21 protein-coding genes are annotated in these 23,225 nt (G+C 57.6%); 8 read left to right on the forward strand and 13 right to left on the reverse strand.

The features are described from left to right. The first annotated feature begins 155 nt into the window (after positions 1–155). On the forward strand, positions 156–1,784 hold the full coding sequence (locus BSK21_RS04335; RefSeq protein WP_067549727.1) for a chloride channel protein: 1,629 nt from the start codon (positions 156–158) through the stop codon (positions 1,782–1,784). Position 1,785: 1 nt separating this feature from the next. Here the strand turns inward: BSK21_RS04335 and BSK21_RS04340 are convergent, their stop codons facing one another. From BSK21_RS04340 to cobS, 5 genes are all read right to left on the reverse strand, one after another. Continuing rightward, positions 1,786–2,127, reverse strand: coding sequence for a DUF427 domain-containing protein (locus BSK21_RS04340; protein WP_067549397.1), 342 nt, complete (start codon positions 2,125–2,127; stop codon positions 1,786–1,788). Positions 2,128–2,192: 65 nt separating this feature from the next. Then, a complete protein-coding gene (locus BSK21_RS04345; RefSeq protein WP_067549394.1) occupies positions 2,193–3,956 on the reverse strand; it encodes an aminopeptidase P family protein in 1,764 nt (587 codons plus the stop codon). A 30-nt stretch (positions 3,957–3,986) separates the two neighbouring features. Beyond that, positions 3,987–5,858 (reverse strand): cobaltochelatase subunit CobT, encoded by a 1,872-nt coding sequence (gene cobT, locus BSK21_RS04350; protein WP_067549391.1) that lies wholly within the window; start codon positions 5,856–5,858, stop codon positions 3,987–3,989. A 69-nt stretch (positions 5,859–5,927) separates the two neighbouring features. After that, on the reverse strand, positions 5,928–6,320 hold the full coding sequence (locus BSK21_RS04355; protein WP_067549388.1) for a hypothetical protein: 393 nt from the start codon (positions 6,318–6,320) through the stop codon (positions 5,928–5,930). Between the two features lie 140 nt (positions 6,321–6,460). Then, positions 6,461–7,432, reverse strand: coding sequence for a cobaltochelatase subunit CobS (cobS, locus tag BSK21_RS04360; protein ID WP_067549385.1), 972 nt, complete (start codon positions 7,430–7,432; stop codon positions 6,461–6,463). A gap of 172 nt (positions 7,433–7,604) precedes the next feature. On the opposite strand from cobS, the gene BSK21_RS04365 reads away from it, so the two are divergent. Continuing rightward, complete coding sequence (locus tag BSK21_RS04365) at positions 7,605–8,117, forward strand: hypothetical protein (RefSeq protein ID WP_156529565.1); 513 nt, start codon at positions 7,605–7,607, stop codon at positions 8,115–8,117. Here BSK21_RS04365 and BSK21_RS04370 read toward each other — a convergent pair whose 3' ends face one another. After that, positions 8,118–8,750 (reverse strand): J domain-containing protein, encoded by a 633-nt coding sequence (locus BSK21_RS04370; RefSeq protein WP_067549379.1) that lies wholly within the window; start codon positions 8,748–8,750, stop codon positions 8,118–8,120. A gap of 77 nt (positions 8,751–8,827) precedes the next feature. Here BSK21_RS04370 and BSK21_RS04375 point away from each other — a divergent pair, with 77 nt between their 5' ends. Continuing rightward, the gene (locus BSK21_RS04375; protein ID WP_067549376.1) at positions 8,828–9,082 is read left to right on the forward strand and encodes a BolA family transcriptional regulator; all 255 of its coding nucleotides are present in this window, start codon (positions 8,828–8,830) and stop codon (positions 9,080–9,082) included. On the opposite strand, the gene BSK21_RS04380 is transcribed toward BSK21_RS04375, so the two are convergent. Continuing rightward, positions 9,083–9,424, reverse strand: coding sequence for a DUF4177 domain-containing protein (locus BSK21_RS04380; RefSeq protein ID WP_067549372.1), 342 nt, complete (start codon positions 9,422–9,424; stop codon positions 9,083–9,085). 131 nt (positions 9,425–9,555) lie between these two features. Then, a complete protein-coding gene (locus tag BSK21_RS04385; protein ID WP_067549369.1) occupies positions 9,556–9,978 on the reverse strand; it encodes a cytochrome c family protein in 423 nt (140 codons plus the stop codon). Positions 9,979–10,145: 167 nt separating this feature from the next. On the opposite strand from BSK21_RS04385, the gene idi reads away from it, so the two are divergent. Further along, a complete protein-coding gene (idi, locus tag BSK21_RS04390; RefSeq protein WP_067549366.1) occupies positions 10,146–10,655 on the forward strand; it encodes an isopentenyl-diphosphate Delta-isomerase in 510 nt (169 codons plus the stop codon). Here the strand turns inward: idi and BSK21_RS04395 are convergent, their stop codons facing one another. Continuing rightward, positions 10,656–11,075, reverse strand: coding sequence for a PACE efflux transporter (locus BSK21_RS04395; RefSeq protein ID WP_067549363.1), 420 nt, complete (start codon positions 11,073–11,075; stop codon positions 10,656–10,658). 60 nt (positions 11,076–11,135) lie between these two features. Then, complete coding sequence (gene gatB, locus BSK21_RS04400; RefSeq protein WP_067549361.1) at positions 11,136–12,647, reverse strand: Asp-tRNA(Asn)/Glu-tRNA(Gln) amidotransferase subunit GatB; 1,512 nt, start codon at positions 12,645–12,647, stop codon at positions 11,136–11,138. 169 nt (positions 12,648–12,816) lie between these two features. On the opposite strand from gatB, the gene BSK21_RS04405 reads away from it, so the two are divergent. Further along, positions 12,817–13,407, forward strand: coding sequence for a transglycosylase SLT domain-containing protein (locus BSK21_RS04405; RefSeq protein WP_067549359.1), 591 nt, complete (start codon positions 12,817–12,819; stop codon positions 13,405–13,407). Next, complete coding sequence (locus tag BSK21_RS04410) at positions 13,404–14,159, forward strand: lytic transglycosylase domain-containing protein (protein ID WP_082959409.1); 756 nt, start codon at positions 13,404–13,406, stop codon at positions 14,157–14,159. The genes BSK21_RS04405 and BSK21_RS04410 overlap by 4 nt, the downstream gene beginning before the upstream one ends. Here the strand turns inward: BSK21_RS04410 and pepN are convergent. Further along, positions 14,156–16,708 carry an aminopeptidase N gene (pepN, locus tag BSK21_RS04415; protein WP_067549358.1) on the reverse strand — a complete coding sequence of 851 codons (2,553 nt, stop codon included), beginning with the start codon at positions 16,706–16,708 and terminating at the stop codon, positions 14,156–14,158. The two genes, BSK21_RS04410 and pepN, sit on opposite strands and share 4 nt — an antisense overlap. A 132-nt stretch (positions 16,709–16,840) precedes the next feature. On the opposite strand from pepN, the gene BSK21_RS04420 reads away from it, so the two are divergent. Continuing rightward, positions 16,841–16,999, forward strand: a complete 159-nt coding sequence (locus tag BSK21_RS04420) for a DUF2256 domain-containing protein (protein ID WP_074038964.1) — start codon at positions 16,841–16,843, stop codon at positions 16,997–16,999. Here the strand turns inward: BSK21_RS04420 and BSK21_RS04425 are convergent. Further along, positions 16,996–17,466, reverse strand: a complete 471-nt coding sequence (locus BSK21_RS04425) for an SRPBCC family protein (RefSeq protein WP_067549356.1) — start codon at positions 17,464–17,466, stop codon at positions 16,996–16,998. The genes BSK21_RS04420 and BSK21_RS04425 overlap by 4 nt on opposite strands. A 190-nt stretch (positions 17,467–17,656) precedes the next feature. On the opposite strand from BSK21_RS04425, the gene BSK21_RS04430 reads away from it, so the two are divergent. After that, a complete protein-coding gene (locus BSK21_RS04430) occupies positions 17,657–18,433 on the forward strand; it encodes a gamma-glutamyl-gamma-aminobutyrate hydrolase family protein (protein WP_067549353.1) in 777 nt (258 codons plus the stop codon). On the opposite strand, the gene BSK21_RS04435 is transcribed toward BSK21_RS04430, so the two are convergent. After that, positions 18,434–23,218 (reverse strand): Hint domain-containing protein, encoded by a 4,785-nt coding sequence (locus BSK21_RS04435; RefSeq protein ID WP_074038965.1) that lies wholly within the window; start codon positions 23,216–23,218, stop codon positions 18,434–18,436. Positions 23,219–23,225: the final 7 nt, after the last annotated feature.

The following is a 23,225-nucleotide window of genomic DNA, read 5'->3' on the forward strand; positions in this document are numbered from 1 at the left end:
TGGGATTTGCGGGCCTAAATCGCTGAAATGACGCGACAATGCTTGGTCCATTAACTGAACTGGCCTACACAGACATTAAACGAACCAGTGGGCCAGCTATGTCGACGAAGACGACTCAGCACGTGAAATCCGCCAGTAGCGCCGTCGTCAAAGCTATGGCCGACACCTTGCGCACCATTCGAACCAAAGGGCCGAGCGAGATTCAGTTCTGGTTCATCGCTCTGATGATCGGGATTGGTGGTGGCCTTATCGCGATGGGGTTTCGACTGGGTATCGAGAGCCTTCAGTCCTTTGTGTACCAAACAAATCAGGTGGCGCGCCTGCATCGGTCTGCTGCGATGCTCGACTGGTATTGGATCGTGCTGATCCCCGTATGTGGCGGTCTGATTGTCGGCCTGATCCTTGATCGGTTCACCCCTGATGGGCGCGTGCGGGCGGTGGCCGATGTTATTGAAGGGGCCGCACTGCGCGATGGGCGGGTTGAAAAACGCGAAGGTCTGGCCTCTGCTGCCGCAAGCTTTGTGACCTTGGCGACGGGTGGTTCGTCTGGGCGTGAAGGGCCTGTTGTCCACCTTGTGGGTGTTTTGGCGACCTACGTGAGCGGGTTGATCAAGGCGGACGGCGTGACGGGGCGTGACCTATTGGGCTGCGCTGTGGCTGCGGGCGTATCTGCGAGCTTTAACGCGCCGATTGCGGGAGCGCTCTTTGCGCTCGAAGTCGTCCTGCGTCATTTCGCGATGCGGGCCTTTGCGCCGATAGTGATTGCCTCTGTCGCGGGCACGGTGGTCAGTCGGATGATCCACGGCGATGTGACAGAGTATTTTCTGCCGACCACGACAGCCCTTCGGTTCTATGTCGAATTGCCGGCCTTTATCCTCTTGGGCCTTCTTAGCGGCGTTCTTGCCATCGTGCTGATGCGGTCGATCTTTTGGGCGGATACCATCGGAACCGCGGTTCAAACAAAGTTGCGCATCCCACGTGCGCTGCGCCCTGCGATCGCAGGTGGGGTGCTGGGCGTGATCGCGCTTTGGTTCCCACATATTATCGGAGTTGGATACGGGATCACGTCAGACGCGCTCTCTGGTCGGTTGCTGTTCTGGCAAGCCGTCGTCTTTGCTGCGGTCAAAGTCATCGCGGTCGCCATCACAATGGGCGGACGCATGGGGGGTGGTGTCTTTTCGCCTGCTTTGGTTGTCGGATCGCTCGCAGGGTTGGCGTTTGGTATGGTGGCAACGGGGCTTTTGCCTGACTATTCAGGCACGGCAGCGCTCTATGCGCTTGCAGGGATGGGGGCCGTTGCGGCGGCGGTTTTGGGCGCGCCTATCTCAACCACGTTGATCGTGTTTGAACTGACAGGTGATTGGCAAACGGGGCTTGCCGTCATGGTCGCTGTCTCCATGTCGACAGCCGTATCGTCACGGTTTATCGCGGGGTCGTTCTTCCTCACTCAGTTGGAGCGTCGGGGCGTGCGGATCGCGGCAGGACCACAGGCTTATCTGTTGTCCACCTTTGATGTCGCTACGGTTATGCGGTCGATGGATCACCCGCGCGGTGCGTCGCTTGAAGACTGCGAGGCGCTCATTCAGCGCGGTATCTACGTGGCGCATGATGCCACGCTTGACCGTGCGATGCCCTTGTTTGAAAACAGCGGGGAATCCTTTGTTCCTGTAGTTCGACAAAAGAAAGACGCCCCAGCAGAGGTGCGGGGCGCCTTGTTCCATGTCGATGCCTTGCGTGCGTTTAACCGTGCTCTTGCCGCTGTCTCAGCCGAAGAACATGCCTAGGTTAAACCTGCTCTACCGCGACTTTGCTGGTATAGAAGGCAAGGTAATCTTTGATCTGTGACACCGCTTCAGATGGGTTTTCATAGGACCAAACAGCGTCTTTGATCGGGCCGCTTTTTGCGACGATCGTGAAATAGCGGGCGTCACCTTTGCGCGGGCAATGCGAGGTCGCGTCGGATTCATCCAAGAACGCCATCGCGATGTCCGAACGCGGGAAATAGATCACAGGCGCCATATCGCCTTCGACCAATTCCAGCGCGTCAGAGCTTTCGCCCAGAACTGCGCCGCCAGCGCGAACAACCCAGGTGCCTCCAGCGGGACGAATAGTGATGTGGTCGGCCATTGTGGCCCCTCCCTTGTGTGTCTTTGAGTTGCCTGTTGATACAGGCCGCATGTTACGATTTGGCGTCAGAGCGGCGCACACGCCTGCTCAAGCCAGTGTTTGGCCGCAGCATCCAGATTTGCCCCCACCTTGTCCAGCACGGTCGCATGGTAACTGTCTATCCACGACACTTCGTCGCGGGACAGCAGGGTGAGGTCTATAAGCCGACGATCAAGGGGCACCCATGTCAGCGTCTCAAACGAGAGATGATTACGGTGCGCGTCTCCTCCGGCAATTGGCGGCGCGGGTTGAACAACGATCAGGTTCTCAATCCGAATGCCAAAGGCCTTGGCACGGTAGTAGCCGGGTTCATTCGACAATACCATCCCGGGTCGCAAAGGAATGTCCGAAACACGGCTAAGACGTTGCGGCCCTTCGTGAACGCAAAGGTATGATCCGACGCCGTGACCCGTCCCGTGATCGAAATCGAGGCCTGCTGTCCAAAGTGGGAACCGCGCGAGGGAATCGAGATGTGCGCCCGTGACCCCGTTCGGGAACCGCGCACGGCTGATCGCGATCATGCCTTGGAGGACGCGGGTATAGCAGGTGCGTTCCTCTGCGCCGACAGCTCCGATTGCAATGGTGCGCGTGATGTCGGTCGTGCCGTCCTGATACTGCCCGCCCGAATCGAGGACGAGCAGATCACCGTCCTGAAGCTGGCGGTTGGTGTCATGGGTCACACGATAGTGGATGATGGCCCCGTTCGGACCGCTGCCCGCAATTGTATCAAAAGAGATATCCCGCAGCGCGCCAGTCTCTGCTCTGAAGTGTTCGAGTTTGGTCACTACGTCGATTTCAGTGACATATCCCGCTCCATCGAGCCAATGCAGGAAACGGCACATGGCAACCGCATCACGTAGGTGCGCTGTTCGGGCTCCTGCAATCTCTGTCGGGTTTTTGCAGGCCTTGGGCTGAACGCAGGGATCGCGCCCCTCAACAGGATTGGCGAGAGTTTCGCCGATGATCTGCGGGCAGGTCGTTGGATCAACCAGAACTGCGCCATCGAGCGACCTTAGGGTAGGCACAAAGGCGTCTTCGCCGTGAACCGTCACCTCGGCCCCAAGGTGATCCATGATTGCATCGGTTTTGCCAGCGCGGGCAAAGAGGTCAACGCGCCCGTCCGTATAGAGAATGGCAAAGCACTGCGGCACTGGGTTTCGCGGAATGTCCGCGCCACGAATATTCAAGAGCCACGCGATAGAGTCGGGCAGGGTAAGAACGGCCGCAGCCTGTCCATTGTCCCGCAGGCCTTTGGCAAGGCGGGCCCGTTTGTCGTCGTGGCTTTCCCCTGCGAGGGTATCAGGCTGCACAAAGAATGGTGCGGCAGGCGGGGCAGGGCGGTCGATCCAAATCTGATCGACCAGATTAGGGCAGGCGACCATATTTGCTTGGTCGCGCAGACTTTTGATTTCGCTGATTGTATGCAGCCACGGATCAAAGCCGATGGTTCGGCCTTCTGCGTGGTCTTCCAGCCAGTCACCTAGCTTTACCTCGGGCCAATCGACGGGGGTGAACACATCTGCCGCCTGTTCGCGCACTTGTAGGCGATAGCGGCCATCGACAAAGAGACCCGCCTGATCCGCTAAGACAGCACAGAAACCCGCCGATCCCGTAAAGCCTGTCAGCCACGCCAGACGTTCGTCACAGGCCGCAACGTATTCGCCTTGATGCGCATCTGCGCGTGGGACAAGGAATCCATCCAGCCCTACGGCCGCCATTTGGATGCGTAGTTTCGATAGCCGCTCTGGCCCCGCTTTCCCTGAAAACGAAGTCTCAAAGGTCTGGAACATAGCCGCCTCTTTTCATTTTAATACAGGTGGTTAGCCCGCCTTGCGGATCCCTGCGAACCGTGCGCGTGCCCGAGGATCAGAGTCAAAAAGGCTCGCCAATTGTTCGGTCATCGCACCTGCTAACTGATCCGCATCGGTGATGGTCACTGCGCGGTCGTAATACCGTGTCACATCGTGGCCGATCCCGATTGCCATCAGCTCGACTGCCTTGCGCTTTTCGATCATGGCGATCACGTCACGCAGGTGTTTTTCGAGGTAATTGGCGGGGTTCACCGACAATGTGCTGTCATCAACGGGCGCGCCATCGGAAATCACCATGAGGATTTTGCGCTGCTCACGGCGAGCCATCATACGGCGGTGCGCCCATTCCAGAGCCTCCCCGTCGATGTTCTCTTTCAAGAGGCCCTCTTTCATCATCAGACCAAGGTTCGCACGGGTCCGACGCATCGGGGCATCCGCGGATTTATAGACGATATGGCGTAGGTCGTTCAGGCGCCCCGGCTGCAAGGGGCGACCCTCGGCTAGCCATTTTTCGCGACTCTGGCCGCCTTTCCACGCTTTGGTGGTAAAGCCCAGAACCTCGACCTTGACCGCGCAGCGTTCCAGTGTGCGTGCCAGAACGTCCGCACAGATCGCAGCGATCGAGATAGGGCGACCGCGCATAGAGCCGGAGTTATCCAGCAAGAGCGTCACGACGGTATCGCGGAAATCGGTGTCTTTTTCCCATTTGAACGACAGCGGTGTGGTCGGGTTTGCAACCACACGGGCAAGGCGGCCTGCGTCGAGGATGCCTTCTTCTTTGTCGAATTCCCATGACCGGTTCTGCTGGGCCTGAAGGCGGCGTTGCAGCTTGTTCGCAAGGCGCGACACAGCGCCCTTCAGCGGCTCTAGCTGCTGGTCAAGGTAAGCGCGGAGGCGTTCCAGTTCGGCGGGTTCGGCGAGTTCCTCAGCACCGATTTCTTCGTCGAATTCGGTTTTGTAGACGGTGTAGTTCGGATCAGCGTCCGAGATCGGCGCAGGCGGCGGAGGATCGAGAGGGGCCTCGCCCTCTGGCATCTCGGTCTCTTCGTCGAATTCGGAATCAGCCATGTCGTCGGCGCTGACTTGCGCCTGTTGCTGATCCTGCTGCTGGTCTTGGGACTGTTCGGGGCTTGCTTCGGCCTCGTCCTCTTGACCATCGTCTTCGCCATCGGATTCAGGATTGTCCTCAACCTCGTCCTGTTCGGCCGTTTCGTCGTTCTGGTCGTCCTCAACATCGGGATCGTCGCCGAGTTGATCGCCGTAACCCAGATCCTCAATGATCTTACGTGCGAATTTCGCGAAGGCGCGTTGATCGCTGAGTGTATCCTCTAGTGCTTCAAGCGTTCCACCAGCCTGATCCTCGATGAACCCACGCCATAGTTCCATCACGTTGTCCGCACCCTTGGGCAGGGGACGACCTGTGGCGAGGTGGCGGATCAGATAACCAGCGGCCACAGACAATGGCGCGTCAGTGGACGAGCTGATCTGGTCATAGCCCTTGCGAGTTGCCTCAGTCGCGATCTTTGCGTCGATGTTCGAAGCGGTGCCGGGCATGTAGCGGGCGCCGACGGCTTCGACCCGAGCGGATTCCATCGCATCGTAAATTTCTTTCGCCAACTGGCCTTGGGGGGCGTAGCGGGACGCGATCGCGGCATCGTGGAATTTATGGCGCAGCGCCAACGCATCCGCCGTTCCGCGTGCCAGCAAGACCTCGTCGCGAGTCATGCGGCGGCTGACCTGCGGAAGGCGCACAGAATCCTTGGTCAGACCCGGGGGGTCCACCGAATAGGTCACCGACAGATCGGCGTCATCGGCCATAACCTTGGTCGCTTCGGCCAATGCCTTTTTAAACGGATCGGCGGGGTTATCGGAGGGTTTCATGCGGGCAGCCTTCGGGTCATCATTGCGACTAACCTAGACCGACGATTGGGCAATGACCAGTGGTCGGGATCAGTTGAATAACAGCAAATCGCGGCATTCTGCGATCGCTGCCTCGGCGCGGGTTTCGGCCCAGACCGCATCGGCCCCGTCGATGGTATACGCGGCGCGTGTCAAAAGCATCGCATGAGCCTGTTTCGCATTAATTCGCCAGTCCATCACGCGGATACGATCCGTGTCGGGCATGATCGCATCAATGAGCATAAGCATCATTTCGCGGTCCTGTTCAAAGTCGCCCGCATCGTTTTTTCCAAAGAGCCACGAATGTTCCATTTGCGCTGAAAAACGCCCTGCGCAGATCGCAAAAATCCGAAGGTCTTCGTTGGCCGCATTGTTGAGCGCTGGCGCGGGCAGGGCCCCGACCAGCATGAAAAACACCGCAAGGAAAGTTTTCAAACCGCTCATACTTTGATCTTTTATGACATTTTTATGTCAATCAACTGTGCAGTTTGGAAACTATCCCGATGCACCTAGAGCGCGAGAAGGCACAGGGGCCCGCACTTTCGTGCAAGCCCCTGCCAAATTATTCAATTTTTTCAGATAGATCAGAGAGCGATTGACGCAGCCGATTCCGGCAGTTCTTCGTCAAAACAACGCTGGTAGAACTCTGCCACGGTCTGGCGTTCCAACTCGTCACATTTGTTGAGGAAGGTCAGGCGGAACGCATAACCAACATCGCGGAAGATCTCTGCGTTCGCAGCCCAAGCAATTACGGTCCGTGGCGACATAACGGTCGACAGGTCGCCGTTCATGAACGCGGTGCGGGTCAGGTCAGCAACGGTCACCATCTGGCTGATGATCTTGCGACCCTTTTCGTTGTTGTAGTGCGGTGCCTTCGACAGGATGATCGCGGCTTCGGCGTCGTGGCTGAGGTAATTCAGCGTCGCTACGAGCGACCAACGGTCCATCTGGGCTTGGTTGATCTGTTGGGTGCCGTGGTAGAGGCCAGTGGTATCACCAAGGCCCACAGTGTTTGCAGTTGCGAACAGGCGGAAATACGGGTTCGGCGTGATGATTTCGTTCTGATCCAAGAGGGTCAGTTTACCATCATGTTCGAGAACTCGCTGAATCACGAACATAACGTCCGCACGGCCCGCATCGTATTCGTCGAACACGATCGCAGTCGGGTTGCGCAGCGCCCACGGAAGGATGCCTTCGTGGAATTCAGTGACTTGTTTGCCGTCTTTCAGTTTGATCGCGTCTTTACCGATCAGGTCGATACGGGAAATGTGGCTGTCGAGGTTCACACGAACGGTCGGCCAGTTCAGGCGCGCCGCGATCTGTTCGATGTGAGTCGATTTACCCGTGCCGTGGTAGCCTTGAACCATCACGCGGCGGTTATAGCCGAAACCTGCCAGAACAGCCAAAGTGGTGTCTGGGTCAAATTTGTAGGTCGAGTCGATCTCGGGCACACGAGACGTGCGCTCGGCAAAGCCTTTGATCTTCATATTGCTGTCGATACCGAAAACTTCGCGGACGTCGATTTCTTCGGTGGGCTTTGCGTTCTGGTCGAGCATGTCGAACCTTCCTTGCGTCTATCGTTTACCGACCGCAACATAACCGTCCAGACGGCGAGGAAAAGGGGGTCGTGACGTATTTCCTCCGAAGGTGGCAGTGGGCCGCGTTTCGAAACAGTCCGTTTCGACCATAACAGTCGTCCCAAAGGGCATTTTCTGCCATAAGATGCACATGATGCGCGCTGTTTATTATCACCTGCAGGACTTGCGGCACACTGTGCGAGGCTTTTGGTCATTGACCGAAGGCGAGCAGCAGCTTGTTACGGCCTATGCGATGACCTGTGCCTTTGGTGCTGGTTTGGGGCTGATGACCGTGACGCACATGTCCCACGGCTCTATCCTGGAAGGCGGATTGACGCTCTATCACCGCTGGATCGTGCTCTGCGGTGCGTTGGGCTGTGGCCTCGCGCTGAAGCTCGCAGGTGACCGCATGGGGCAATCTGGGCCGAACGGGTTTGCCCGTGGGATGCTCGGTGTGGTGTGGGTGAGCGTGGTCGGCGCTGTGATCGCAGGAACGCTCGCGCTGCCGTTTTACGGCACGATGTTCGGGCCGTTCACTTTGGCGATTATGTTGGTGAGTTCGCCGATGCTGGCACTGATGTGGTTTGCCAATTTGCTGGCCTCCCACCTCTTGATTCGCAATTGGCGGACGGAACAGGATCGCCTGTTCGCCCGCCTTGCGTGATTATTTGTCTTTAAAGCTACGGCTCGCTTTAATCTGATCCCAAGCCCAAACGACTTCGGTCAGCTGTTCCTCTTGGGAACGGTCGCCGCCGTTCATGTCAGGGTGGAGAACCTTGATCAGCGATTTGTAGACCTTGCGGATTTCCGCTTTGGTCATCGTATCCTTCACATCGAGGATTTCGGTCGCGCGACGTTCGGTCGGCGGCAGGCGACGGGTTGCACCGCTCGACTTACCTGGGTTGCGAGTCGCGTTTTCACCCAGAACCTGATGCGCATCCTCAATACCGAGACGAGCCCAAGCGCGTTCTTCGACCGTTCGCTTGAACGGCTTCGTTTCGCGCTCCCAGACCTTGTCTTTGGTCATTTGTGCGTTCAGTTCCGCCTCTGTCGCGGTCTCGAAGAAGTTCCACTTCAGGTTATATTCCCGAACGTGATCCTTACAGAACCACAGGAATTCATCGAGGATATCCGGCGATTTGGGCGCACGGTATTTGCCGGATTCTTCGCAACCTTCATGGTCGCAGACCCGTGTTGATGTTTCGATTGCACCCGACATGCCACGACGGCCACGGGGGTTTTTCTTTTTGGAGGCAGACACCGAAATGTCGAACCCAAACGGATCAGTCTTGGACATGTGCAGCCTTATCTTTCCGACTCGGACGGGTGAGTTTAAGCCGTAGGACGTGAGATTGAAGGGGGAAGGAGAAAAATATGTCCCTTGCAAAAGAGATCGAATCCCGTCTGGTAACGGCTTTTTCCCCAGAAGTGGTTGAAGTTATTGATGAAAGTGAAAGCCATCGTGGCCATAGCGGATATCAAGAGGGCGGCGAAAGCCACTGGCGCGTGCGGATCAAAGCCCCCGCATTCGGCGCGATGACACGTTTGGCCCGCCATCGTGCGGTCCATGACGCCATTGGCGCTGATATTATGGGTCGTATTCACGCGCTCGCCCTAGAGATCGACTGATTACTGCGCAGCGACAGTAGGTTCAGTCGGGGCAGGCGTTTTGGGCGCGGTGGTCAATACGGGTTGCGTTGGAACGGCGGTCTGGCTCGCCGTTACGGTCGCGTCTACGGCTTTCTTTTCGCGGCGGAATACCAGCATGTGCTGTTCGACCATGCCTTTGGACCGAAACCCACTGCGTTCTTCAACGGGGAGGGTTTCAGCGCGCTGGTACTCCCAACCGTCGCGGCCCTGTTGGTTCATCAACTCTTGGAGCGCGTGGGCATAGCGGTCTTCGGTTGTCTTTAGCCCTTTGACCTTTTCTGCGCGTTTGGGTGCTGGCACCACCTTGTATTCGTAGATCATTTCTTAGCCCCCTAATTCGACCGCAGGACTATAGCGGCTTTGCGTAACAGGTCCAAGGCGGGAAAGACGGGTCTGCATCACAAAAAAGGGCGCCCCGAAGGCGCCCTTTGATCCGTCCCAAATGGGAAAGATTATTCAGCGAAGGTCGCGAGGAAAGCCGCGATGTTTTCAGCGTCAGCCTCTTGGCGTACTTTGAAGGACATTTTCGAACGAGCAGAGTTCGAACCAGTGGTGCTGCGCAGCCACGCGGTCGGGTCTTGCATGTAAGCCGCCAACTGCTCTTCGTCCCAAGCAGCTACGAATTCTTGGGCAGCAACGATATCGTCACCGTAGCTGAAGCCGTCTAAGGAACCAGGTGCGCGGCCGATGATGCCAAAGAGGTTCGGACCAGTTTTTGCGTTACGACCAGCGAGAACTTCGCCTGCTGCGTTCTGAACAACGTGACAAGATACGCACTGACGGTTGAATGCCTGTTCACCAGCGGCTGCGTCGCCTTCGGCGAGAACGGGTGCTGCGAGAACGGCAAAGGCAGTAGCGAGCTTAAGGGTCTTCATGGAGTCACTCCCATAGGTTTCAAAGCACATATGATGCTTCTTTGATCTGACTGGAACCTAGTCTCTTTTCAACCTGAGGCAAAGCCCCTTGCGCCAATCGGTCGCGCCTACTTTGGTGGGAGAGACAGGGCTGGCATTTTGTGCAGGATTTTGGCACATGGCGCGTCATGGACACGCGTATTGCAGCTTGGATTGATGGCGAATTGCAGCCCCTCGATAAACTCGAGGTCCATCAACGTGGGCTGCGTCATCCTGCGATTAGTGTCTTTATCACGGGGCCTGAGGGTATTCTGCTGCAGCGTCGCGCTGCGGCGAAATATCATACGCCGGGTCTTTGGGCGAATACGTGCTGCACCCATCCTCATTGGAATGAAGCGCCAGCCGATTGCGCCCTGCGCCGCATTGATGAAGAGCTGGGGATCAGAGGTATCGATCTTTCGTGGCGGGAACAGGTGGAATACCGCGCTGATGTCGGCAACGGTTTGATCGAACATGAGGTGGTTGAGGTTTTCGTGGGCCACGGCAGCCCTGAAATCACGATCAATCCCGACGAGGTTTGGGAAACCAAATGGATGACGCTTGAGGCACTCGACGCGGCCCTTGCTGCCACGCCCGAGGTCTTTACCCCTTGGCTTCGGATTTACCTCGCCGATCACCGTGACGCGATTTTCGGGTGACTACTGGCTCTCGGGGATCGGAAAGATCGTGTCGTAGAGCCAGTTAAAGACAAACGCGTAGCTCAGGTAAAAAAGGCCGAGCGAGATATCCATCATCAGTGCGGTCCAAAAGCTGACACCTAAATAGAACGCGATAAAGGGTGTGAGTAGTGCGAGCAGACCCAGTTCGAGCAGGATAGCGTGCAGGATACGGATCACCACGGACTTATGCACCGTTCCGCGAAACCGCAGCATCGCGTGGTCAAAGCCCCAGTTATAAAGGTAGTTGAACACCATCGCGATTGTGGCGCTGACAACGGTGACAACGCCCATACTGTGCATCGGTTGGTGAAAGACCCATGCGCCGACTGGTGTCGCAACACAAAGCGCAATCACTTCGAAACTAAGGGCGTGGCGGATACGGTCGGCTGTCGTGCGCATGGGGCGTCCAAATGAAAACGGCGGCCCATGGGGCCGCCGCTCATCATAGATCGGGTCGGATCAAAGACCCAGTTTTTTCATGACCAAAGCGTTGACCGCAGCAGGGTTTGCCTTGCCGCCTGTCGCCTTCATGACTTGACCCACGAACCAGCCTGCCAGTTTCGGGTTGGCTTGCGCCTTTTCGACCTGAGCGGGGTTCGCAGCGATGATTTCGTCAACGGCGGCTTCGATCGCGCCTGTATCGGTGACTTGTTCCATACCTTCGGTCGCAACGATCTCTTCGGGGTCACGATCTTGGGTATAGGCGATCTCGAACACGTCCTTCGCGATTTTGCCGCTTATCTTTTCAGATTTGATCAGACCAACGATCTGACCCAGACGAGCCGCCGAAATCGGGCTTTCGGTGATGTCTTTTTCGTCTTTCTTCAGACGGCCGAAAAGTTCGTTGATCACCCAGTTCGCAGCAAGTTTGCCGTCGCGGCCTTCTGCAACCTCTTCAAAGTAAATCGCGTTCGGCACTTCGGCGGTCAGCACCGATGCATCGTAATCCGACAGGCCGAAGTCGTTGATAAAGCGCGCTTTCTTTTCGTCAGGCAGTTCGGGAAGGGTCGCTGCGATGTCGTCGACCCACGCCTGTTCGATCTCCAGCGGGAGGAGGTCGGGATCAGGGAAGTAGCGGTAATCATGTGCTTCTTCTTTGGAACGCATCGAACGGGTTTCGTTCTTGTCCGCGTCATAGAGTCGGGTTTCCTGAACGATTTCACCACCGTCCTCGAGGATCGCGATTTGGCGACGGGCCTCAAAGTCGATTGCCATCTGGATGAAGCGCATGGAGTTCATGTTCTTCAATTCGCAGCGCGTTCCGAGGTGACCGAAGTCACCCGTTTCCATGAATTTCTCATACGCACCCGGACGGCAGACGGAGACGTTCACGTCAGCGCGCAGGTTGCCGTTCTGCATGTTGCCGTCACATGTGCCGAGGTAGCGCATGATCTGACGCAATTTGCCAACATAGGCTGCAGCTTCTTCGGGACCGCGAATGTCAGGGCGGGACACGATTTCCATCAGTGCAACGCCTGTGCGGTTGAGGTCGACGAAGGACATGTTCGGGTCCATGTCGTGGATCGATTTACCCGCATCCTGTTCGAGGTGGATACGTTCGATACGGACCTTACGCGCGGTGCCGTTGCCCATTTCGACCAACACTTCACCTTCGCCAACGATGGGGTGGTACAGCTGGGAAATTTGGTAGCCCTGCGGAAGGTCCGGGTAAAAATAGTTTTTGCGGTCGAACGCTGACCAAAGGTTGATCTCTGCTTTCAGGCCTAGACCTGTGCGAACGGCTTGGGCGACGCAACCTTCGTTGATGACGGGGAGCATACCGGGCATGCCAGCGTCCACGAATGCCACGTTAGAGTTCGGCTCGGCGCCAAATTCAGTCGAAGCCCCAGAGAACAATTTTGCCTTGGTCGCGACCTGAGCGTGCACCTCAAGGCCGATCACGAGTTCCCAATCGCCGGTCGCCCCTGCGATCACTTTGGGTTTCGGAGCTTCATAAGTGAGGTCGAGCATCGTTTTGTCCCTTTTCCGCAACGGTTCTCTCTTAGGGTTTTGGGGCGGGCGCGGCAAGGGGCGGGGCGGCGGACTTCGGCCTAAAAAGCACCCCATTTTACAAAATGACTCGACCTAAGGGCGATTGATCGCGCAACTATGCGGCGATTGAAACAATTGCTGCCCGAACATGCGTCCCTTTTTAATGATTGCCGCCGTTGCCCTCTCGGGCTGTTTGCAGGTTCCTTTTCGCCCGTCCACGCCAGAGCCTGAACCGCAGGCTTTGCCGTTGATGGGCTGGGATATCCAACCCGAAGGCCCTGAGTGGACCGAAGCAACGCTCGACGCGATCAACGCGCATGGTGAGGTTTTGTTGTCGCTGGTGCCCAAAGACATCTACGAATGGTGCCCCGGTTACGTCGAAGCAGACACCGAAGATCGCGCCGCGTTTTGGACGGGCATGTTCTCGGTCCTCGCCAAACACGAAAGTACATGGAACCCCCGTGCCGCTGGCGGGGGAGGGGCTTGGATCGGTTTGGTCCAGATCGATCCCCGCACGGCCAAGGGCTATGGATGCAATGCACAATCCGCCGAAGAGTTGAAAGACGGGGCCGCGAACCTCTCCTGCGCGGTGCGAATTGCGGCCCATACAGTGCCCCGCGATGGCTATGTAGGCACTGGATCCGAAGGATTGGCTGCCGACTGGGGGCCATTCCATAGCGAACGCAAGCGATCGGATATGGTCAACTGGACCCGTTCGCAGCCATACTGCGCCGGATGATCCGAACCGCTGCCATAGTTCTGACGTTTCTAGGGGCACTGCCCGTTGCTGCGCAAACGCTCGCCGATGCGCCGCCGCCTGTCGTGCGGCCCGCAACGCTCTACGTGCCGCCGCCTGCGCCGATCTACATCAGCGGACCAATAACCGAGGCTCCGCGGCCAATCCGACGGTCGTTCTATATCCCTCGGGCGCGGTGGGATCATCGAGCGGGCACGCAGCGATGGTCCTTGGCCTTGATGGGGGCGCTTGCAGGGTCGGCGTCGGGCCTTGCTAATACAACGCCGCGCGACATTGACGATTGGTGCCCTGCCTACTTGGAAAACCCTCCGCACCTGCGTCGCGCTTTTTGGGTGGGGATGATGTCGGCGCTTGCCAAACATGAAAGCACATACCGTCCCGATGCCGTTGGTGGGGGTGGGCGGTGGTTTGGCCTTTTGCAGATTTCGCCACCCACAGCGCGGCATTACGGGTGCCTTGCGCGCGATGGTGATGCGTTAAAAGACCCTGTTGCCAATCTGGGCTGCGCGGCGCGGATCATGGCGACAACCGTTCGTAGAGACAATGCGATTGCTATCCGCGATGGCCGTTGGCGCGGGGTGGCTGCCGATTGGGGGCCGATGACGGACGCAGCAAAGATCGCGGAAATGTCAGCTTGGACCCGCAGGCAAAGCTATTGCGTCCCGCTTAGCTCTCATCGCCCCGTGGCGCGACCCGCAGACCTAGAGGCGCGGATCGCATCGATGGAGGGTTAAGCCCCCAACATCCGCGTGACCATTTCCGTCATATCGCGGCTTAGGCCATCGGTGGCGAGAATTCGTTCTAGTTCCGCGCGGATCATCGCCTGACGGTCCTCGTCATAGCGTTTCCATGTATCGAACGCCGCTGAGACACGTGCCGCCGTTTGCGGGTTCGCCGCATCCAGTTTGATCAGCCAATCGGCGAGCAACTGATAGGCGCTGCCGTCAGGGTTATGGAACCCAGCCGTATTCCCAGCGAGCGACGAGAACAGCGCGCGGAAGCGGTTCGGATTGCGCCAGTCGAACGCATCATGTGCCGCCAACCGTTTCGCGGTCGCGGCGGCGTCTTCGGGTTCTGCAAGGCCAGCCTGCAGGCTGAACCATTTGTCCATAACCAACCTGTCCCCATGCCAACGACGCTGGAAGTCGTTCAGTTCATCATCACCTGCGCCAATCGACACAAGCGCCGACAGTGCGGCGAGTTCTTGGGTCATGTTGTTGGCGGCCGCGAACTGGCGCTGTGCGGTCGCGCCTGCGTCGGTCAGGGTGATGTAAGACAGGGCTGCATTGGTGAGCGCACGTTTGCCCGCATCCTCGGCTCTGGGGCTGAAATCGCCAGTGACCTGATGCAAGAGATAGAGGTTCGCAAGCGTCGCTCCCGCATGGTCAGCGATCGCGCGTTTCAGGCGTTCGCGTTCGGCGTAGATCTCCCACGGATCTGGCGTATAGCCCCCCGCAGAGAGCGCCTGCGCGATGTCGTCCACAGTCGGCAGCGCGAGCAGGAGGGCGCGGAAGGCAGGGTCCAGCGCCTCATGCGAAATCGCAGCGTTTAGCGCGGTCAGGAAGGCGCCATCCACCTCCGCATTCTCGATCACCATCAGGACTAAGAGATCGCGCGCAAGGCTACGCGCGGCTTCCCATTTGTTGAACGGGTCCGTGTCGTGGGTGAGAAGGAACTGACGATCCTCAATGCTCTGATTATGATGCAGAATAACGGGCGCAGAGAACCCGCGCAGGATCGACGGAACAGGGCTTGCGGCGAGCCCTTCAAAGGTGAACACTTGTTCGCTTTCAGTCAATTCGAGAACAGTGGTAGGGACGATTTCGTCGCCGTTTTGGCTCAGAAGTCCCACCGCGATCGGCAGAACCATCGGCTTTTTGTCGGACTGACCTGGGGTGGCGGCGATGTCCTGACGGAGGCGAAGGCTATACGTGCCGTCGGTAAAATCATCGGACACATAGACGTGAGGTGTGCCGGCTTGCGAATACCACAATTTGAACTGGCTCAGGTCACGGCCTGTCGTGTCCTCGAACACCTTAATCCAGTCCTCAATCGTGGCGGCCTGACCGTCGTGACGATCAAAATAGAGGTCGAGCGCGGATTTATACGCTTCATCGCCGACCAACCGTTTCAGCATCCCGATTACTTCGGCGCCTTTTTCATAGACGGTGACGGTGTAGAAGTTGTTGATCTCAACAAAGCTCTCTGGACGGACGGGATGGGCCAGGGGGCCTGCGTCCTCACGGAATTGACGCGCCCGCAGAGTGATCACATCGTCGATCCGTTTGACTGCATGGGACCGCATGTCGCCCGTGAACTGCTGGTCGCGGAAAACGGTCAGGCCTTCCTTGAGGCAGAGCTGGAACCAATCGCGGCAGGTGATGCGGTTGCCGGTCCAATTGTGGAAATATTCGTGGGCGATGATCGCCTCAATCCGTTCAAAGTTCGCATCGGTCGAGGTTTCAGGCGAAGCGAGAACGCAGGACGAGTTGAAGATGTTCAACCCTTTGTTTTCCATCGCGCCCATGTTGAAATCATCCACGGCGACGATGTTGAACACGTCGAGGTCGTATTCACGGCCATAGACATCTTCGTCCCATTTCATCGACCGTTGCAGGGCACCCATGCCGAAGGCGCATTTGCCGATATCAGATGGGCGCACCCAAATGTTCAGGTCAACATGGCGGCCCGATTTGGTGGTGAAGTCGCCGCGGTGGTTTACCAAATCGCCAGCGACTAAGGCAAAGAGATAGGCAGGCTTTGGCCATGGGTCCGACCATTCCGCCCATCCATCACCTGCGCCCATCGGGTTGCCGTTCGACAGCAACACGGGCAGATCGCTTTCGATCCGAACGGTGAATGGCGCCATGACGTCGGGGCGGTCGGGGTAGTAGGTGATTTTGCGGAAGCCCTCGGCCTCGCATTGGGTGCAATACATGCCGTTCGACATATAGAGACCTTCGAGAGCGGTATTGGTGATCGGGCTGATTTCAACCTCGGCTTCCCAAACAAAGGCCGCATCAGGCGTGTCGACCTCAATCCCTCCGTCAACATAGCGGACCTCGACAGGGGCGCCGTCGATGGCGGCAGAAATAAGTTTCAGGTTTTCGCCATGCAGGAAGAAACGACGATTGGGGCTGTCAGGGTTCGGTGAAAATTCGATCCGCGACAGAACTCGCGTTGCGGTATCAGCCAGACGAAACGTCAGATGTACGGTGTCGACCAGATACCCGAACGGTGTGTAATCCTTTAGGTAAATGGTCTGAGGGGCGGCGTTCGTCATCTGCATCTCCTGCGTATGGGCGCAAAACACTGGCGTTTTGCGGGCAACGTTCTACTTACCTATTGCGGAACCCGAGAGGCTTCAACGGTCGGCTTTTGATGGTGAAGATTAGGCCTTGGGCAAAACGATACAATGTCAAAAATACGTAAAAAATCTGATTTCCCGTCAAAGGTTTGCGCCACCTGCGGGCGGCCCTTTGTCTGGCGAAAGAAATGGGAAAAGGTTTGGGATGAGGTGCGCTATTGTTCCGACCGTTGGAGGTCGGACAAGCGCAAGGCCTCGGCCTCTTAAACCGCGAGTTTCGCGGCATAGGCCCCCAGCTGGTCGGCAACGATGCCCCAGCCGTCAAAGAACCCCATATCCTTGTGCTGTTGCGCCGCTTCAACGCTGCGATGGCGCGCCGTAGCCGTATAGAGCGTCTGCCCGTCCTCTGTGTCCTCAAGCGTGATGATCGCGGTCATGAATGGTTCCGGATTGGGCTTCCAGCCTGCTGTGTAAGTGTCTGTAAAGACGATCTTTTCACCTTCGATTAGTTCCAAGTAGACGCCGTTGTTGTCCATCATGTTACCCTCGACATCAAAGGTCATATTACAGTGACCGCCAACCCGTAGATCAATATCACATTTGGCAACGCGATGGGGCGCGGGCACGAACCAGTGCACCAGATGTTCAGGCGTCGTCCAACAGGCCCAAACAGCTGATCGGGGAGCGGGCAGAACGCGGCTAAAGGACAAATCAGTATCGGTGAGGTCGGTCATGGAAGAGTGTCCTTTGGCGAGGTGGTGCGCCGACTATCGGTCCGCCGAGATTTCCGATCAACTATAAAATGAGCAAACTGCGCGTTGTTTCAGCCCTGCAAATTTGCAGACGACAGTCTCCTACTCTGAGCCTTTTCATGCCGTTAATCAGCGGCTAACGTGGAGGGCAACGCAGTAAGGGCAGGCAAACATGACGCGTCCCGTCATCGGAATTATTGGCAACTCCGCACTTTTGAACGACAGCTATCCGACGCACGCTGGTGGCACGATGAACTCTTGTGCGGTGTCGAACGTGGCGGGCTGTATTCCCCTCATCATCCCCGCTGATCCCGATTATGTGACCGTCAATGAACTCTTGGAGGTTTGCGACGGGTTTCTACTCACGGGTGGGCGGCCCAACGTGCACCCAAGCGAATATGGCGAAGAAGAAACCGCAGCCCATGGTGATTTCGACCGTCGTCGCGATGCCATCACATTGCCGCTGGTTCGGGCTTGTGTGGAACGGGGTCAACCTGTTCTAGGGATTTGTCGCGGGTTCCAAGAGGTGAACGTCGCGATGGGCGGCACGCTCTATCCAGAGATCCGCGATCTGCCGGGACGCACCAATCACCGCATGCCGCCTGATGGATCGCTCGAAGAAAAATTTGCGCTCCGCCATGTGGTCACGCTCAAAGAGGGCGGTGTATTCCATCAGTTATTTGGCACGACCCAAGTCATGACCAACACGCTGCACGGGCAGGGGATAAAGGACGCGGGCGCCCGCGTCGTGATCGAAGGCCACGCGCCCGATGGCACGCCCGAAGCGATCTACATTAAAGATGCACCTGGGTTTACCTTGTCCGTTCAGTGGCACCCTGAATGGAATGCTGCGAATGACCCCGTTTCGCGCCCTCTGTTCACGGCCTTTGGTGACGCCGCGCGGGCATGGGCCGCGGGCGGTCAGTCCGCCTTACGGGTCAGCGCTTAATCACAGACGGATCAGTTGAGCTTCATGCTTTTTCAAGCAACGGCGCGCAGTGTTGCCATAGCTATTCGGCATCGCGCGAAGTTCAGGGAAAATCGCAAAGAGTTCTTCGCGGGCTTCGTCCTTGATCGCAGATAGGCCAACGTCACCGGGGTGGAAGCTCTCGGTCGCGGCGCCTTCGGCAAAGACGATCTCGTGCTGGTCGAACATCATGTGGATGTAGGTGACCATGCCGCCCTCTTCGCGGGTGACAGCCTTATTGTCGATGAGGTGACGCGCCGACACGAGGACCTCGGTTTCGCCAAAGAGCAATTCAGCGCTGTAGCCTTGGAACAGCATGCGATGTTGCGGTGACACCAGTAGATCAGATTCGAGACCTGTGAGAACGTTCTGACGAATGCGAATGGGCGCAAAGCGATCAATCGCAGGAACCGTGCGGGACTGAATCCAGCGGATCGGCTGCAGACCGTGGTCGCGGGTCACAACGAGGTCGCCGGGACGCAGGGTTTCAATCGGGCGTGCACCACGCGGGGTCGCAATGCGCGTACCCGGTGTAAAGCAAATGATATTCTCGATATCGGTGAAGTTCAGCAGCGTGCCGTCATCGAGTGTGACCGAGCCAGAGAAGCTGCCCGTGCCATCATCGGTCGCGACGAGCGTCGAACGGTCGGCCAACATGCCCAGTTGCAGCGTGTCGCCAGCGCCTTCGCCTGTGTTGCCACCGTCGATGGTGATCGTGCCATTGCCCGTTTCGAGATAGTCGGCGAGGATGAAAAGATCGTCGCCGTCACCGCCCGAGACATTGTCGCCTTCGGCGAAGGTGATCGTATCGTTGCCAGCGCCGCCATAAAGAACGTCCCCACCAGCGCCACCGACAATGGTGTCGTTCCCGTCGCCGGCCACAACAGTATCGTCGCCGTCGCCCATCGAAATGGTATCGTCACCAGCACCAGTATCGACCCATTGTGACCCCGTGGTGCCTGTGATGGTGTCGTTGCCGCTGCCGGTGAGGACCTGTTCGATTTCGTAAAAATTGACCTGGTCTGAGCCAGAGGTGAGCACGCCGTTTTCAGCGGCACTGAAGGTTACCGTGGTGTCTGTCGTTAGGAGAGAGGCATCGATTTGGTCGCGGATGGTTTCACCGGTTTCACCACCCAGAACAGAGTCGACCCCGCTGCCCGCCTCAAATGCAAACGTGTCGTCGCCTGCGTCACCAATCAACGCATCGTTGCCAGATTGCCCAAAGATTAAATCGTTTCCATCGCCGCCGTAGACGATATCATTGCCTGCACCGGACAGGATAGTGTCATCGCCAGCGCCCGCTTGGACAAAATCACCGTCACCGGAATTGGTTGGCAGGATATTGTCATTTGCGTCGATGTGATCGCCATCGGGATCGCCGTTATAGGACGTATTGATGATGTCATTGCCAGCGGTACCCGAAACCGTGCCATCGGAGAGCGGCACACCAATCGCACCCAGCGCGAGCGGGTTCGAGAGAAGGGTTGGTGAGACACCATAAAGCGTGATGGTTTCGCCGTTCGGGAACAGCAGTTGCGCGCTGCCGCCGTTGTCTTGAACAACGACATCCCAGATGTTGACGGGATCGCCATTTGCGTCGTGCAGGTCGGACACGTCGATCTGATCGTTGCCCGTGAACGTGCCGTCGCCATTGTCGGTCGGACCTTGGAAACCATAGACCGTATCGTTGCCGTCGCCGTCTGAGAAAATGACCGTATCAACATCACTATCGGGCGTTGTCGTCGCAGGCTGCCCGAGCGCGTAAACGTCATCGCCCGCACCTGCGTCGATAACGTCGGCACCTGTGCCGGTCGAGAAGCTGTCATTGCCGTTCGAGCCGTAAACCGTATCATCGCCTTGGCCCAGAGATAGGCCTTCGACTTCGGTAAAGGAAACTGTGTTTGTGCCCTCGTTCAGAGTGCCGGTTTCTGGCGCAGATAGGTTGACGGTCACGTCGCCTGTTAGACCCGTCGCATCAATGATATCGCCGTAGCCTGTTTCGCCCGTGCTGCCACCGTCGAACGTGTCGTTTCCAAAGCCGTCGGTCAGAACCAGCGTATCGCTTGCGTCGCCGCCGTAGACAACGTCATTGCCTGCGCCCGCGTCGATCCGGTCGAGGCCAGCTTCGCCATAGATAGTGTCGTCGCCGATACCTGCGAGGATCGAGTCATTGCCCGCGCCAGCTTCGATGATGTCGTCGTTCGCGCCTTTGTTGGCCAGAACGTTATCAGCATCGTCAACGCGGTCGCCATCAGGGTCGCCGCTGTAGTTCGTGTCGATAACGTCATCGCCTGCGGTACCAGAGATGGTGCCGTCAGAGAGCGGAACGCCAATCGCTGCGAGTGCCAGCGGGTTGGTCATGACAGTCGGATCAACGCCGTTCAGCGTGATCGACGTCCCGTCAGGGAAGTTCAGTTGCGCAGAGCCGCCGTTGTTGGTGACGGTGACGTCATGGACGTTGACCGGGTTGCCTTGGGCATCAGTGAGGCCACTGACGTCGAGCTGGTCAAGGCCTGTGAATGTGCCGTCGCCATTCGGGGTCGGCTGCGCGAAATCATAGACGTAGTCGTTCCCATCGCCATCATTGAGGATGATGAGGTCAGCATCCGTGTCCGCACCGAGGTGAATGGTGTCGTTGCCAGTGCCGCCGTCGACGGTATCTGTGCCTGTCCCCGCAAACACAGCGTCATCGCCTGCACCAGTCGAGATGCTATCCGCGCCCGCGCCCGCATCCACCGTCTCAGCCGAAAGGATGCCTTCGCCGCTGGTGAACTGGTCGTCTTGGCCCGTCAGAACGAAGTTTTCGATCTCGACAAAGTTGGCGATGGTGCCGCTTGCGCCTGCCGAAACTTGGCCAGATTCATAGCCCGTTACGTTTACGGAAACGCCAGATGTCGCGATGTTCGAGGCGTCGATGGTGTCATAGTCGGTGCCGGTTTCACCACCGTAGATCGCGTCCAGTCCGTTGTTGTCGTCCAATAGGAACGTATCTTGGTCTTCCGCGCCCGAGAGGCTATCATCGCCCGCACCACCGCGCAGCGTGTCATTCCCAACCTCGCCAAACAGAACGTCGTTGCCCGCGTCGCCGACCAAAAGGTCATCGCCAGCGGTGCCGTATGCAAGGTCGTTGCCGTCACCACCGTAAATGGTCGAGCCCGTCAGGTAAGCCGTGCCGCCGATGTCGTCGATAACGTCGTCACCTGCGCCACCGTAAACGGTGTCCGCACCCTCGCCGTATAAGATGGTGTCATTGCCGTCACCACCGAACATGGTGTCGTCGCCGTCACCACCGTAGAGGTAGTCATTCCCTTCGTCGCCATACACAGCATCGTTGCCAGCGCCGCCGACGATGGTGTCCACGCCAATGCCACCATAAACGATGTCATTGCCATCGCCCGCGTCGATGTTGTCGTTGCCGCCTGTCGTGTCAGGGATGGTGTCAAAGTAAACGTCGGTGACGTTGATACGGTTCGAGACGTACGTGCCGATGTTGTCGAATTCGATTTCGATACGGGACACAGGGCCCGCAATGTTCACGAGGATCGAGCCGAGGTCTTGGCCAGGGGTTTCGTTGACCGCAACAGGGTTCGCCGTCACGGTTTGACCGCTTACGCTATCGTTGCCGCTGGCCGTAATGGAAACAGTGACAGGATTGTTGTTGATGTCATAGGCGCGCAGGATAACGCGGTCTTGCCATCCGCTGGTGTCGATGTCGTTGATGCGGAAGGTAACGTTTTCAACGGCGTTCGAGTAGCCAGAGCCCGCTTGGGCGTTAAACGTCAGTGTGCTGGTGCTGACGTTGGCGCCACCGGTGCCGTTGATTTCGAGGCTGGAGACGCTGTCGAACGGTTCGCCGCTGCCGACATACATGGCTTCGTCGGTGCTGGTCGTTGTCGACTGAAGGGCGCCATCGTTGTTTTGGCTGAACGTGACGTTCATCGACCCAGTGGATTGGGTGAAGCCGCCAGACAGGTTGTAGTTGTTGCCCCAAGCGCCGTTGTTGGTCCAGCTCAGGTGCTCTGTGTTCGATGTTACGGTTGCGCTGGCGCCTTCGCCGTAGATGGTATCATTGCCCAACCCACCAAGGATCGAGTCATCGCCGACACCGCCTTCGATCGTGTCGTCATTTGCGCCGCCATCAATCGTGTCGTTGCCAGTGCCACCAAAAATCTGGTCGTTGCCGTCGCCGCCGAGGATGCTGTCAGTGCCTGCGCCACCGTATACCGTATCAGCGCCAGTGCCCGCATTGATGGTGTCATTCCCATCTTCGCCATAGACGATGTCCGTACCAGAACCAGCTTGGATAGAGTCATTGCCCGTGCCGCCATAGATGACGTCATTGCCGTCATTCGCAATTACCGTATCGTTTCCTGCACCTGCATAGATCGTGTCGTTGCCCGTGCCCGTCGTCGCCGTGGTGGTGTTCGTATCGTAGATCAGGTCAGACGCGCTCGTACCGGCGATGTTTGCATCACTATTGGTCGTGCCCATGATGATGCTGAAAGTGGGGTGGGAGGCGACGTTGAAATTGTAAGCGCCAGACTGGAACGACCCGCTCGGTACGAAATAGACCGATCCGTTGGTTGCGAGGTAGTAGGTGCCGTTCACCGTGGTGGTGTTCACGATGATCAAAAAAGTGTTGTAGTTATACTCGAGCGAACCCGTGCCGATGACTTGGGCTGTCGTGAAAGAGGTCGCGCCACTAGAGACCGTATCATTGGTATCCAGCGACGTTCCGTTCAAATTAACGAGATAACCAGTAGGCATCGTACTT

This window comes from Marivivens sp. JLT3646 (assembly GCF_001908835.1).
Lineage (GTDB): Bacteria > Pseudomonadota > Alphaproteobacteria > Rhodobacterales > Rhodobacteraceae > Marivivens > Marivivens geojensis.

Excerpts from the sequence above, each read along its gene's own strand:
- BSK21_RS04380 (WP_067549372.1), bottom strand. The coding sequence starts at position 9,424 with ATGATCTACGAATACAAGGTGGTGCCAGCACCCAAACGCGCAGAAAAG.
- BSK21_RS04370 (WP_067549379.1), bottom strand. The coding sequence starts at position 8,750 with ATGTCCAAGACTGATCCGTTTGGGTTCGACATTTCGGTGTCTGCCTCC.
- BSK21_RS04365 (WP_156529565.1), top strand. The coding sequence starts at position 7,605 with ATGATGCGCGCTGTTTATTATCACCTGCAGGACTTGCGGCACACTGTG.
- BSK21_RS04355 (WP_067549388.1), bottom strand. The coding sequence starts at position 6,320 with ATGAGCGGTTTGAAAACTTTCCTTGCGGTGTTTTTCATGCTGGTCGGG.
- BSK21_RS04340 (WP_067549397.1), bottom strand. The coding sequence starts at position 2,127 with ATGGCCGACCACATCACTATTCGTCCCGCTGGAGGCACCTGGGTTGTT.
- BSK21_RS04410 (WP_082959409.1), top strand. The coding sequence starts at position 13,404 with ATGATCCGAACCGCTGCCATAGTTCTGACGTTTCTAGGGGCACTGCCC.
- BSK21_RS04420 (WP_074038964.1), top strand. The coding sequence starts at position 16,841 with ATGTCAAAAATACGTAAAAAATCTGATTTCCCGTCAAAGGTTTGCGCC.
- BSK21_RS04425 (WP_067549356.1), bottom strand. The coding sequence starts at position 17,466 with ATGACCGACCTCACCGATACTGATTTGTCCTTTAGCCGCGTTCTGCCC.
- BSK21_RS04375 (WP_067549376.1), top strand. The coding sequence starts at position 8,828 with ATGTCCCTTGCAAAAGAGATCGAATCCCGTCTGGTAACGGCTTTTTCC.
- pepN (WP_067549358.1), bottom strand. The coding sequence starts at position 16,708 with ATGACGAACGCCGCCCCTCAGACCATTTACCTAAAGGATTACACACCG.
- cobT (WP_067549391.1), bottom strand. The coding sequence starts at position 5,858 with ATGAAACCCTCCGATAACCCCGCCGATCCGTTTAAAAAGGCATTGGCC.
- cobS (WP_067549385.1), bottom strand. The coding sequence starts at position 7,432 with ATGCTCGACCAGAACGCAAAGCCCACCGAAGAAATCGACGTCCGCGAA.
- BSK21_RS04335 (WP_067549727.1), top strand. The coding sequence starts at position 156 with ATGGCCGACACCTTGCGCACCATTCGAACCAAAGGGCCGAGCGAGATT.
- BSK21_RS04430 (WP_067549353.1), top strand. The coding sequence starts at position 17,657 with ATGACGCGTCCCGTCATCGGAATTATTGGCAACTCCGCACTTTTGAAC.
- idi (WP_067549366.1), top strand. The coding sequence starts at position 10,146 with ATGGACACGCGTATTGCAGCTTGGATTGATGGCGAATTGCAGCCCCTC.
- BSK21_RS04395 (WP_067549363.1), bottom strand. The coding sequence starts at position 11,075 with ATGCGCACGACAGCCGACCGTATCCGCCACGCCCTTAGTTTCGAAGTG.
- BSK21_RS04435 (WP_074038965.1), bottom strand. The coding sequence starts at position 23,218 with ATGCCTACTGGTTATCTCGTTAATTTGAACGGAACGTCGCTGGATACC.
- BSK21_RS04405 (WP_067549359.1), top strand. The coding sequence starts at position 12,817 with ATGCGTCCCTTTTTAATGATTGCCGCCGTTGCCCTCTCGGGCTGTTTG.
- gatB (WP_067549361.1), bottom strand. The coding sequence starts at position 12,647 with ATGCTCGACCTCACTTATGAAGCTCCGAAACCCAAAGTGATCGCAGGG.
- BSK21_RS04345 (WP_067549394.1), bottom strand. The coding sequence starts at position 3,956 with ATGTTCCAGACCTTTGAGACTTCGTTTTCAGGGAAAGCGGGGCCAGAG.
- BSK21_RS04385 (WP_067549369.1), bottom strand. The coding sequence starts at position 9,978 with ATGAAGACCCTTAAGCTCGCTACTGCCTTTGCCGTTCTCGCAGCACCC.